Here is a 12602-nt window from a genome sequence, read left to right as displayed (position 1 = left end):
GTCATGGCAAGCATGACAGCCTTGCCACCCCACCGTCCGGGTGTTTCAACTTGCTGCTCCAGCATGCCATGCAATAACGTCAGATGCCGCGCTGGTCACGCGGAGTAAGACGCCGGGTCACTTCGAAAACCTGCGCAGGCCCACCATCCGTCACACCTTTGCGCGATCGAGACGCCACGTGCGGGAAAGCAGCTTGAAGGTAGCGGGTTCGGCGAACTGATTTTGTGCGCTGCTGCGCCAGAGGAGGGGCTTGCGTCAGCTTCAGGAAAGCAGCGCCATCTAGGTGCTTCGGATTGAATTCTACCTCGATCAATTCTGTCGTTATCGGCTCTCTGGCGGGGCGGTACGCGACCGCCACTTCGTCCAGATCCGAAATGCCCCACCATTGAAAGTTACGTGCTACCCTTAGCGCCGCAATCGGAACTCGCTGCAAAGCCCTCTCGACCGATGGGCCATCGGGCATAAGGAGCATGACCATCGACCGGTCCGCGGATCGCAGCTGAGGCATCCGAAGTCCTTCCACACCCATGTGGGTAACACCTCAAGAGCCTACGATTTAACGTTACGTCAGATTCAAGCCCCTTTTTGCGGGCCAATGAGAACGTGGCCAAGCTCATGCTGCCCGAAGAGGGCCCCCGAGGGGCTGGTGTCGCAAGCATTCAGCGCTGCCCTGAGGGGGAAGCTTGTGGCTGAGGCCTTGGAGGAGCGATCCGGCGAACGCGCCGGCGGCGTGTCCAACGCATGACCCCAGTCGGCCAGTTTGGACGAAATGTAGAGTTGGTCAGGGTGCGTATGCAGGCCATCACCATCGATGGCCAGTCCGCGGCGAGATGAGCGGCGCTGAGCAATCGCCATCGGAATCACCGCTGAACGAGCGAGCAGCTCGAAGCCAAGCTTGGCCGCAAGCTTTTTGAGCGTGGGCATAGAGCGCAACGCCGGCCTGCCAGTGTCTCTCCGTGTGTAAACGGCATCCGGACCTAATGTTCTCTCAGGAGAACACGCCGCTTTGCCTCCAGAAGATGCCCATCCAGCGTCTCGTGCAGCGCACGCCGCAGCTCCGGCGGGATCGAGCTATCTGTATCGATCAATTCCCGAAACTTCCGAATGATGTGTTCTATCGTTGCGATAGTTCCAAGTGTTTCAATCCTCTGCCAGGCCATCTTCGCTCGTCTCCTTTGGCGCGTTGCGCACGCTTCGTCGCGGGTCCTCACCTCAGCAACCGGGGCTCGAACACCCTTTAGTGCACCAAATGTTGGCTGTCGGGCTGAGTGTTCAGCGCGGAGCTGTTTTGACAAGGACTTGCGCAAGCGGGCGCTCCATGAGAAATCGGCACAATTAACGCGCATTCGCGGCTGCAACAGGTTTCTCGCGCGTAAGCTGCACTATTGATCGCCAGGATGCGGCATCAACCAGCTCGGAGGTCAGGCGTTTGAAACCGCGATCAAGCGATTCAATCGAGCGGCTGCAGCGCCCCGATCAAGTGATTCTTGTCCAAGCGCCACGCCTTCCTGTAGGTTCGAGGCCCGCCCGGCCACCACCAGTGCGGCCGCCGCATTCAGAAGGGCGGCATCACGAAAACGACCTGGCAGGCCATCAAGCACTTTTTGTAACGCAAAGGCATGAGCCTCGACATCACTGCACTCCAGCGCATCGGCGCGGTAGCGGGGGAGCCCGGCTTCCTCCGGCGTGACTTCGAACGTGCGGACTGTACCCGCCTCAACCGCAGCAACAAAGCTTGTGTCGGTGAGGGATAATTCATCGAGCCCGTCCGAGCCATGAACAACCCATACCGAATCGGCACCAAGGTTCTTCAAGACGTGCGCCAGAGGCTGCACCCATTCGGGAGTGAACACTCCAAGGATCTGCCGCTTGACCCTGGCTGGATTCGACAGAGCCTCGATTAGATTGAACATCGTGTGGGTTCCAAGTACGCTCCGGATCTGCCTGATGCGCTGCATCGCCGGATAGTCGGGTGACGCAAACATGAAGCCAATGTCGGCTTCGTGCACACAACGTGCAATCGCCTCAGGCTTGAGATCGACCTTTACGCCGAGGCGTACCAACACGTCTGCGGTGCTTGATCGCAAAGATGCCGCGCGGTTGACATTCTTGGCGACGGGAACGCCGACCCCGGCGACGATGAACGAAGCGCACGTCGATACGTTGAGCGAACACATAACGGTATCGCTCGTGCCAGCGATATCGATGGGGTCACATCGCGTCTCGACCGTGGGCATTATATTTCGCATTGCGGATGCGGCGCCTGTGACTTCTTCGATCGTCTCCCCGCGGACCCTCATCCCAATCAGCAAGCCACCGATTTGCGAGGGAGTTGCGTCGCCGGACATCATGCTGTCAAACGCTGACGCAGCCTCCTCGCGGGTCAGAGTGGCGCCGGTGGCAACTTTGCCGATGATCGATCTAAGCGGTTCCATCGAACTTTACACGTTCCTTATCCAATCTAGGGTCCGTCCGTTCAGCCACGCGTCTTCGCAACCGGGTGCCCTGGTGCAGCTGCCGGTCTATCCGCACTCGCTATGCCGCACGAGTCCTTGGCGGGCCGTCGGATGAACGTGGCATCCGTGGCGACGCTACAACCTGACGCTACGTCAGGGTCAAGCGTTCTCCATTCGATGGTGCCCTCGAGAGGAAATCGGCGGCTAGTCAGAGCACTGAGTTGCTTGATGCGAGGATAATAGCTCTGTCTCGCGCCCGCTTGCCGTCGATGTTTCGGCCGGATCACAGGGCCTCGCTTTCCGGTGCCGCTGTGGCGGAGCCGCAGAGCGGCCTCCGCGCGTGCTATGAATATAATCTATGCCAATTCCAGGCTGAGCTTACCTGGTTCTACCAAATGACCCCGCCTCACTATAATGAACCTGCGCATGACAGCCTCCAAGGCGCGATGGACGCGTCCGTTGACGGCCCCGCATGAGGTGGTGAGCCGTTCGGCGAACCCTCGTGTGACGTGCTGCACGTCAAGCTGGGACGACTTCTGGAGAGGAGTCGGACGGACAGCTCGCAGCATCTTCACTTCGATCCGCTGCTCTTATTGCCGATGTCCCGCCCCGAGATCACGTAGCGACATTGCTGAGTGAGGCGATCTTGCTTGGATCTGAGGCAGGCAGTAATAGCGGTACGATCTGGTATGTGACTGCTACAAAGGCGAACCACGTCTCCCATGCAGGCCTCTTTCTCTTCTGCGGTCGGCGTTCGATCACGCGCGTTGACCGGCGCAAGTATTACAGTTGCCATTGCTAGGCCTAGGGCTATATCGCGGTAGTAGAGTCTCAGGCGCGGGGCCGGCTGAATTCGTTGTTTTTGAACCATGACATTTCTTCAGTTCGGAGGAGCTGATTATTGTTCTTGCTGCCCGGAACGCATCACCTGCAAACCGGGAAACAGGCGGATCTGCTTAGCTGTCTGCAAGCTCGTTGTTCTACGTTTGCCGTCCTCACTGTACGGAGCTCTTCATTTGCTCCAGGACGACAGGAATGACACCTTCCATACCGGCAGAGCCTTACGAAAGAGGGGAGGTCCTAACAGCTGCGCCGACGCACCAGATGAACGTCTTGGAGTTTCTGTGATTGTGCAGCCAGTGCATGCCTCGATGCCTCGAGGATCGCTTGGGTCGGCCTGACATGACCTGAGGTACTATGGTCAGCCTAATCTCCGGCCGATGAGTGGCGGCGGGCTCGCCACGATGCCGGCTCGACGCGGCCCTGGCCAGCTCTGGCGAAGCATAGAGATCAGAGAGGCCAGATGTGCTTATGTCGTTGTTGATGATGCATTCGGCCTTGCAAGAGCGACCATGATGGCGCGCTGAGACAATGTTAGGTGTCATCGCGCTTCTGTTCCACTTTATGGGAAGACGTTGGGCGGGGTTATCTGTGAGGTAGGTTTCGTCTTGCGTCGAGTCAGCGGAGTCTGCGTTGATCGGAACAGGGCCGCGCAGACGTCGTAACGCGCGATTACGTCCAGCAGAAAGAGGAATAAGATTCGATGAATCGCGGGCCGGCTCGCATCTGGATGATGTTAGGCTCTCTATTCGGTCGTCCCGGGCGATTGTAGATGTTTGAGGCATTCCCAATGCTCGTAAACTGTCACCACTCGACTGATTGTCAGAGGTGATCCAAACCTGTCCAGAACCCTACAATCTAACGCAGCGTGCGATTCAAGTCTTTTGGTGGGAGCAATAGTCTGAATCTGTCGGTGACTGTGCATCCATCGTACGAGCATCGTCTGCAATGCGCATTCAGTCGTTTCTGAATGATTGCTGTGGACTGGGCACTGACTGCTTCGGCAGCCGGCAACACGAGCGTCGCTCCTACGTGATAATACGGAGCGTCGGTGTCGCAATTCGTTGATCTACGGATTGCATGCTCTCGGCATGAACCCGAAAAGCAAACTGTACCAGCCCGATCACTGGCGAGCCCGCGCGGAAGCAACGCGAAAGAAAGCGGCAGCGCTCATCGACGGAAAAGCCAAAGACAGGCTCCTTAAGATCGCCTTGGAGTACGACAAGTTAGCGTGGCGTGCCCACGTGTGGCAGATGCGCAAGAATGAGGACGATACGTAGCCCGAGCAAGAGCTGTAAAGCGTCGCTACGGTCCAGAAGGCCTCAGCCCGTCGATCTCTAGCCGACCCTTTGGCTAGGTATCGCTCAGCAAGCAAGTCAATGCCGCCTGTACGGAGCGTTGAGAAAGCCAGAAGGCAAGCGCCTGACCGTCCTATGCCACACGCACTTGAGGACCGAGCTGGCCGCCTGCCAAACGTTTCCCCAGGTCACCTTGTTTCGTCAGCTTCTCGAAAGCTAACTTTCACATAAGGGTGATACGGGCACTAGTCCTCACTTGCAGTCGATCCGTCGCGCCTCACTTGCAAGCCCGGATCCCACTCGCCGCGGACGGTTGAGCTGCTACAGGTCAATTTGGCACTTCGTCGCGCTGCAGCGGCACATCAGTGTCGCTAATTCGAGGCATCTGGGTCATGCGTCGACATTTCCTTTGCACCCGCCGGAGCAGCCGCACTCTATGTCCAGGTAGCAGCGCGAAGCGCCCTGGCATCAGTTTGTTCGCAGCCGTGGCGACCCGCGGTTGCGAGAGGCGCCAGAAGTCCATCGCGCGGTTGCCATGCGCGAGAGTGTTTCAGAAGAACGCTGCGATGACTAAGTAGATCCCGGCCCAAAGCAGCGCGTTTATGAGGAGTGCGGCCAGAGGCCACAAGTTCCACCTTTTCTGGGCTCGCCGGGAGGGACGATCAGCGCCGAAATGCTTGATCGTTGGGCGCTTTGTTGCGCGCCAATGTGTCATTTCATTGCGCTGAGCGCCGGTGAACAGAAAAATGCCAAGCTTTGCATGCCCCCTATCACTCATAAGTTAGCAGTCCTCTTTTCATGGTGCATCAGAACCGATGTTCGTTGCGGCGACGATTCGGCCGATTCATTGCTCGTGCATCCTCGCTACAGCGAGGTCGCGTTCTGTCAGCACAGCAAGCGACATGCCACGAGGTAGAAGTGTCTGCAGCGCTTTTGATGCGGTGGGTTGGTGACACGGAGCCGTTGTGCGACGTCTGAGTCGCGACATTCATGTCGGAAACAACACCCGGATTAGCGGCAAAGGATGAGCGGTTCGCGAGCGCCATGCCGTAGACAACGTGTTAGGAGCTGCAGCTCAGTGATGCGGAAAAATCGGGCGACATTCGCAGTTGCAGTCGATGAGATCGACTAATCATAGTTTCTGACCGTTAGCTTACGACCAAGATAGCAGGCGATCCGCCGGACGGTTCATTTGGAAGAACGGAGCATGCCGGCGTCCGCGGCTATGTGTGTGCCGATTTGGAAGCCATAAAACTGAACCAATTTCACATAAATGGCGCATTAGGCCTGTTCAGCCTTGGCGAGGAGGCCGTCGAGTGATCAAGTACTCTCTCGCGAAGCAGCAATGTAACCCCGATCTATCTGGTGCCACTACTGGTTTTTGCGAGCATCATGAGATCTAGATGTCGTCGCCAACAGGGGAGCGTGCCATGATGAAGACCAATTCATTGAAGACGAGGTGACGCGTCAAGAGTCGCCGATTTCGTCCGCTCATGCGGGATGTGCGGTTCTGCCGGCGATGAGCAGTGAATACTGCCTGGCATCGATGACAAACTGTTTCGCCTCGGAGAGACTTAATGATGGACTTACATAAGTAGCGGCAGGTGCAATCGCCGGCTCGATTCGCCCTACGTGCAGATAGTGGTACCGCTCACGCTCAGACAACCGGCGGCCCGATGGCGCAATACGTCTTAGAGGAATAATCAGAGGAGAGTGAGTGATGATAGACATCTACGGCTTTCGCGGATGGCGCGCTGTAGATTGGTTTAGGAACGTTGGGCCGAGGACCGAGCAGGTTAACTTGTTACGAGACAGCGTCATCTACGTAGACTTCAGGGCTATCCGAGAAGCAAAGGGGCGGGCGTGCGAGCGCAGATGATAGACAAGCTGGAGGCCGGCCGCGTGCAACACGGCCGGTTCGCTACTGCTCCAGGGTCAGGCCCTTCCGGTCTGTTCCTTGTGCAGGGGCCTTGTGGGTGTGAGCTCAAGATAAGTGCGTTCGTCCGTCCTGGCTGGGAGCATGTCGCTGTTTCGACCCCGCGGCGTTGTCCGAACTGGGACGAGATGTGCTTTGTGAAAGACCTGTTCTGGGATGAAGAAGAGTGCGTCATGCAACTGCATCCGCCACATTCAAAGTACGTGAATAACAGCCGATATTGCCTTCACTTGTGGAGACCCACTTATCGAGACATTCCGATGCCGTCCCCGAGCTTCGTAGGCGTCGTTGGATTAAGTCCCTCAGATGCGGCAACGTTGTTCGCGCGAATGAACGCGACAGCATGACGGGCTGAGCTAACAAAATGCGAGCAAGGTGTGGTCGAGCGGGTGCACAGGCACCGGTTCGGCTTCCCGAAATGACGTGTCACATGCGGGTGTATGTCGGGCTCGCTCGACTGTTGCAGTGTTCAGGCGGGCTGAACCTGAAATGCCGCCGTCAAACACGAGCGGCTAACGGCACACTGACCGGGGAGAGAAATGTCTGCGCCACTTGTTGTAGAGTGAACAAAACCGTAACTCGTGTTCAAACCGGGTTTTCGGATCTGTGCTGAAGGTACGTCAGCGGCAACAACAGCATCTCACTGGCCGATGGCCGATCACGGGGACGCGAATTGCGCACTCTTGGAGGCGAAGTTGTGCCGACCGAGCGGCGCAACACGATAAAGGTGAGATCGACCACCAAACCGACGGTCGCGCTGTCCAGCGGTAGCCATCATCCTGACTGCATCTGCAATTCCAAGCTCGCCCTCCGTAAGTGTGCAAGAGTAACTAGCCGTTCGGCCACTGCCTCACACCTGCAGCCCCGCTCGTGAGTGGCACTGTCGTGCAACCAATTGGCCGTCGCAGCGGTAGCTTCCCCAGGCTTGTTGGTGGTCAGCTCTTCGTCAGTTTGCTGCGATATCATCCGCAGCAAGATGTAAGCAGCGCGCTCTCCCTGAGGACGCGTGCGCCGAAGAAGCAGGTGAACCAGCATGTATAATCGACTCGATGGCCAATACACACGCGCTGATCAAGCCGACGGATCGATCAAGCCCGAAGACAGTAGCGAATTTGCGCAAACACTCACTGAAGTCGCGCGACGAGAGAGCCTGCCGTCCGGCGAATTGATCGACAGAATGGGGCTCTGCTTCAGCAAGCCACATACCTCAGAGTCAATCGTTTATAGTCCAAGCAACTCGCGCCACAGCTCCTCTCTGTCCTCCAGCTCGGAGTTATCCTCTGCCGATAGCCCTGTCCGCGCTCTATTCGATTACAGGACTGCTGAACTGCCCGAAGCCAATGTCAACGGAATCTGTGTTGGATTGGTAGCGGAGTGGCTCCTTAACCTCCCAAGCAGCCCGTCATCTCGAATGAGGGCTCTGCTCCCGGACACTGAAAAGCACCGCTCAGCGGCAAGTCGGCAGGAACAGTACGAAGAGCTGAAGGCTCAATTGAAAAACGATGGCGCGGAAGGGTCTCACAACCTCCAGGCAAAAAGCACAACGTTACGCGACGCTGGCTTAGAGCCGTCTGCTGAAGAGACGCGATATAGGTTTGATACATCTTCGTGCATTGACCAGATCGTGAAGGAGCTCACCGAGGATGCGTCCATGTATTTGGTAAGCTTGCGTTTCGCCGCAGGTGGCGCCCACATGATTGCGACAGTGACGTCGAATGGAACGACGACCCTCTTTGATCCTAACTATGGGGAATTTTCTGTTCCGTCAGATGAGGTCGGAGAGTTATTCAAGAGTCTTGCGGAGCGCTACAGGAGCCCCCCGAACAAAATGTACATATCGACTGTCGTCACACAAAGGGTGACGTGAGGACTTCCTAGGTTGCAACGGACCTTACCCGATGCCCCCGCACGGAACCTCATCGGCCGGTGCGGGACAGCCACGTCGCCTAGATGGTGCACTCGACGCGGTTCTTCGGATGTTGGATCGGTGCTCTCGACGGAAGCTCTCTGGAAGTAGTGCAGAGAGGGGAGAATGTTCAGGCGATATAGGTCGTCCGATCACCCAAGTTCGTGAGCCAGCGTCTTCGCCGCCTCAAAGCCCTTGCACTCGAGCAGGATCGAGGGCCCGTTAGGCTAACTTCCTCGTGTGGGTTCCGATGCCCGGCCAATCGCGCTCAGGGCCAAGGTCGGTGACCAGGCATCCACAGAGCTGGCACAAGCTGTAGTTCGACTGCTTCGGAATCCTCGCCAGCTCTTCTGTACTGATTCGCCAACCAAATAGCTGCAGCCGACGACAACCGCATGCAGTCGCACCGGCGCCCAAACGGAGTCCTCACTCGCCACGAGCTCCCGCGCCTTGTTGCGTCGCTGCACTTCCCGTAGCGTCCGGCTTTGGTGAAAATCTGAGCCACGATCTAACTCAGTGACAACACTATGCACTGCGTCGTTCCAAGCCTCACGGTCGAATTGTTCCGCCGAGCTGGACTACGTTTGAGAACTTACTTGCCGAATAATGCGAGGTGAGATCCTTCTCCTCGACGGAGCGAGCGCATGCGGGCATTGAGCTTGATCTGGAAGACCGCCGCCCGGTAGTGTGGATCTGATCCCAGTCTCACGTCGGAAGCAGCGCGGGCGCGACTCGGCGCTGGTCGGACTGGATGTATCAGATGTTCTCTCTGCCACGCCCGCACCACTGGTTGAAGTTAGCAGAAACGTGACTCGGCGCCAAAATCCCCACGCATACTCGGGGCAAGCGCTGTCCCTACCACGTGCTGCTAACTTCAACATCGATGTAGACGGGCGAGCTTTCCGAAACCTGACGAACCCGACGCCATGCATCAAGCGAAAGCGGCCTGTGCGGGGGAAGCCCTCCCGTCTTGACCCCGCCACCCGCCTAGCGGAAGTTTGACTTAAAAGTATCGCTGAGTACAGACGCAAGCTCCTCCTTTAAGAGGTCGTGAAAACTCGCATATGCCATGTGCCAGCGAGAAGGTGGCAGCAGGACGCTTAAACCACACCACGCCTATCGATGTTTGCAGCGCGTGGCGAATCGAGGCGGCTCAGCCTTCTCGAGCGCCAGCCCCGATCGGGGAGCGGTATCGGGTGCTCTTTAACGCGAAAGCCTTCGCTGCCGCGGCGTGCCGCCAGGAATGAGAAGGTTAGGCCCTCATAGCAGCGCGTGCCGCATGTAGACGTGACAGTTTTCACGGACCCTTCCGCTTACGGAAGTTGCGCGCTGCGCGCGGAACCACCGCGTGGAAGGACGTCGGACATGCGGGAGATGTCAGACATACTGCACCAATTTAAGGTAGTCGTCTGTGAGAACAGGTGAGCGAATGGAGCAAGCCGCATCGTGAAGAAAGGTGGCGAGTGTCCTATTAGCCCGACTGCGAGTTTCGACAGATTGTCGTGCCGGCACGCGAGTGCGGAGAGATGTCAGTTCAGAACTGACCAGGTCAGCCGCCGCTGCGGCGCAATCTGACGCTGAGAAGCAATCAGCAGACATGACAGCTTTTGCCAGTCCCAATGTGGTGAGCCAACCCGCATAGATCAGCACGGCACCGTCAGTCTCATTCAGCCCGGAGAGCTCGTCAATTGCAGCAGCATGGACTGATGCCGCCCCAATCGACCGAAACAGATCGGCTATTTCGTCGCGTGTGGCTTTAGAGAGGAGGCAACGGCCGAGATGCGATAGGAGCGCCTCAGTCGGACCTTCGAAGATGCGGAGGATGCGAGCGTCTCGGTAGATTTTGGCCAAAGGCGTTCCCTCATCGTAGCCGCGGCCGCCTAACAGCTGGACGCATTGATCGGCGACAAGGCCGCACCACTCTGAGGACAAAACCTTCGTCGCCGACGCAAGGTGGACGTTCGGCGCACCGCGCGCTGAAACAAGTCGGCAGGATGCTGCTAGCATCGCCTTCACTACTTCCCGCCGCAGCACCATCTGTCCAAATAGCTGCTCGATGTAACTGTTCTCGATCATGCGTAGTTTACCAAGCCGACGATGGCTTGCATAAGAGGCGGCTACCTGGATAGCGCGCTCAAGGGCTCCAAGACCCATAGCAGCCACACCGATGCGGCCGCGGTTCATACTAGATGCCGCCGCACCCCAGCCGTCTTGATCGCGAGAGAGCACGTAAGAACGGGGCATCTCGACGTCCTGGAACTCCAGGGTATTCTGAATGATGCCACGTAGGCCGAGTGTACGATGCTCGTGCGTGACCTTTAGGCCTGGAGCCTGTCTGTCAACGAGTACACCAACCAGCCGACCTTTCGCATCGGGTCCTGACGCGCGCGCAAAGCAAACGATCCAGCGAGCCCAGTCAGCAAGGCCGATCCAGATTTTGCGGCCAGAGATACGCACTTTATCTTCGTGCATGAAAGCCGCAGCCTCTATATGTCTCGGGGCAGAACCAGCTCCAGGCTCCGTCAAAGCGAAAGCGCAGAGATCGCCGCTTGTTGCACCCCGAATGATATGGGCTTGTGCAGGTATGTGCGATGCCGCTTCGATGCAGGGCAAAGCTAGGAAGTTATGGATAACGAGGGTCGACGCAGCGGAGACATCGAACGATGCCGTGGCGGAGATGAGATCGATGGCCTCTTGCAAAGAGAGAGCTAATCCGCCGTGCTCTCCTGGTGCGGTGAGCCCGAACAGTCCATGCCTTGCCAAGATGCTGTGTAGGGTCGGAGGGAAGGCTCGGCGGTCATCCGCGTCTGCGAAATTCAGCTGACTGAGCTCAGCGATGAAACTGGAGTATCGTGCAGTTGCATGCCCTTCAGCTAAGCGTTCCTGCGTCTCCCCGAATTGAGCGTAAACTTGGGTGTACATGGCCATAAGACCACAATGATCCTGACCGCGTTTCATGCCAATTCATCCGAGAGGCTACCTTGGCCAGACATTGGTATAGTGTGGATGCAGGCGCAGTATAGGCACATTGCCGAGGGCCGGAGTGTCTTGCGGCCGCCCCGCCGGCGAGTTCTTTTGCAAAGCACCCCACCATTCCCATCGGATACCCTATAGATTGGACGCAAAGCAAGCCTTGCGACTTTAGTGTGCGATCATTCTAAAGCATGTCATGCCCCGAGCTCCGCAGCAGGGGAGTTGAGGGGAGCGCCGTCCGCGATGACCAAATGAGGCGCAGAATAATCGGCGCACTTTCCGCAAAATACCTTGTGATTTTTGAGAATGTTCTCCGGGTTCGAACAAGCCCTTAGGCCACAAGATGTAAGTGCGAAACGTCACGAAAGGCATTTCGTCGCTTCCAGTTACGCGACAGGAAAAGAAAGTGGGCAAGGAGGTCGAAAGCGGGCAGGCGGCGCCGGGTCTACCGCACGCCAAGGGTTCGAACATTTGGATGAGCAGAGGCAGCTTCGTGCGTCAAAATAGCCGGCTCCATCGTCGTACCGGACGCGGTACTGTCGTCGCGAAGCACATGAAATTTGAATCGGGGTCCTGCCGCTGCGCACGTTAGATAGGCCGATGGGCCGGACCTTCGGGGGCTGGCAACGGGCTACCGGCCGCTCCATGCAAAAAACCCTGACATTATTGCCAGGGTTTCGCATGTCATCGAGAACTTGAGAAGGTGGATCAGAAGTCCATGCCGCCCATGCCGCCGCCCGGAGGCATCGCGGGGCCAGGGCCGCCCTTCTTGGGCAGCTCGGCAACCATCGCTTCCGTTGTGATCAGCAGCCCGGCCACCGAGGAGGCGTTCTGGACCGCGATGCGCACGACCTTGGCCGGGTCAATGATGCCTTTGGAGAGGAGGTTGCTGTACTCGCCTGTCTGCGCATCGAAGCCAAAAGAGTACTGCTCGTTATCGAGCACCTTGCCGACTACGATCGAACCGTCTTCGCCGGCATTGATCGCGATCTGGCGGGCCGGCCAAGACAGTGCTTTTCGCACGATCTCGACGCCGGTCTTCTGGTCGTCGTTCTGTGTGCGCAGGCCCTTGAGCTGCTCGGAGGCACGGAGCAGGGCGACGCCGCCGCCCGGAACGATGCCTTCTTCCACGGCCGCGCGGGTCGCATGCATCGCGTCATCAACGCGATCCTTGCGCTCCTTCACCTCGACCT

General features: G+C 57.8%; 7 protein-coding genes. 2 read left to right on the top strand and 5 right to left on the bottom strand.

The genetic code is table 11. The features are described from left to right. Positions 1 to 79: 79 nt before the first annotated feature. The 3 genes from I6F16_RS33750 to trpD all read right to left on the bottom strand — a co-directional run bounded on the left by I6F16_RS33750 (position 80) and on the right by trpD (position 2435). Complete coding sequence (locus tag I6F16_RS33750; protein ID WP_193375108.1) at positions 80 to 478, bottom strand: hypothetical protein; 399 nt, start codon at positions 476 to 478, stop codon at positions 80 to 82. Between the two features lie 95 nt (positions 479 to 573). Further along, complete coding sequence (locus I6F16_RS33745) at positions 574 to 924, bottom strand: hypothetical protein (protein WP_036015430.1); 351 nt, start codon at positions 922 to 924, stop codon at positions 574 to 576. 497 nt (positions 925 to 1421) lie between these two features. After that, positions 1422 to 2435, bottom strand: coding sequence for an anthranilate phosphoribosyltransferase (trpD, locus tag I6F16_RS33740; protein WP_036015426.1), 1014 nt, complete (start codon positions 2433 to 2435; stop codon positions 1422 to 1424). 1925 nt (positions 2436 to 4360) lie between these two features. Between trpD and I6F16_RS33735 the strand changes: the two genes are divergently transcribed. Together I6F16_RS33735 and I6F16_RS33730 are read left to right on the top strand one after the other, a co-directional pair. Further along, the gene (locus I6F16_RS33735; protein WP_036015415.1) at positions 4361 to 4576 is read left to right on the top strand and encodes a hypothetical protein; all 216 of its coding nucleotides are present in this window, start codon (positions 4361 to 4363) and stop codon (positions 4574 to 4576) included. Between the two features lie 2987 nt (positions 4577 to 7563). Then, on the top strand, positions 7564 to 8397 hold the full coding sequence (locus tag I6F16_RS33730) for a YopT-type cysteine protease domain-containing protein (protein WP_225126426.1): 834 nt from the start codon (positions 7564 to 7566) through the stop codon (positions 8395 to 8397). A 1416-nt stretch (positions 8398 to 9813) separates the two neighbouring features. On the opposite strand, the gene I6F16_RS33725 is transcribed toward I6F16_RS33730, so the two are convergent. Together I6F16_RS33725 and I6F16_RS33720 are read right to left on the bottom strand one after the other, a co-directional pair. After that, on the bottom strand, positions 9814 to 11394 hold the full coding sequence (locus I6F16_RS33725) for an acyl-CoA dehydrogenase family protein (RefSeq protein WP_225174312.1): 1581 nt from the start codon (positions 11392 to 11394) through the stop codon (positions 9814 to 9816). 723 nt (positions 11395 to 12117) lie between these two features. Continuing rightward, positions 12118 to 12602 (bottom strand): TCP-1/cpn60 chaperonin family protein (locus tag I6F16_RS33720; protein ID WP_276573569.1); only part of this gene is annotated, 485 nt, incomplete at its 5' end.

This window comes from Bradyrhizobium sp. IC4060, from assembly GCF_020193715.1.
Taxonomy (GTDB): Bacteria; Pseudomonadota; Alphaproteobacteria; order Rhizobiales; family Xanthobacteraceae; genus Bradyrhizobium; species Bradyrhizobium yuanmingense.
This window is presented reverse-complemented; position numbering and strand designations above follow the sequence as displayed.

Excerpts from the sequence above, each read along its gene's own strand:
- I6F16_RS33750 (WP_193375108.1), bottom strand. The coding sequence starts at position 478 with ATGGTCATGCTCCTTATGCCCGATGGCCCATCGGTCGAGAGGGCTTTG.
- I6F16_RS33745 (WP_036015430.1), bottom strand. The coding sequence starts at position 924 with ATGCCCACGCTCAAAAAGCTTGCGGCCAAGCTTGGCTTCGAGCTGCTC.
- trpD (WP_036015426.1), bottom strand. The coding sequence starts at position 2,435 with ATGGAACCGCTTAGATCGATCATCGGCAAAGTTGCCACCGGCGCCACT.
- I6F16_RS33730 (WP_225126426.1), top strand. The coding sequence starts at position 7,564 with ATGTATAATCGACTCGATGGCCAATACACACGCGCTGATCAAGCCGAC.
- I6F16_RS33725 (WP_225174312.1), bottom strand. The coding sequence starts at position 11,394 with ATGAAACGCGGTCAGGATCATTGTGGTCTTATGGCCATGTACACCCAA.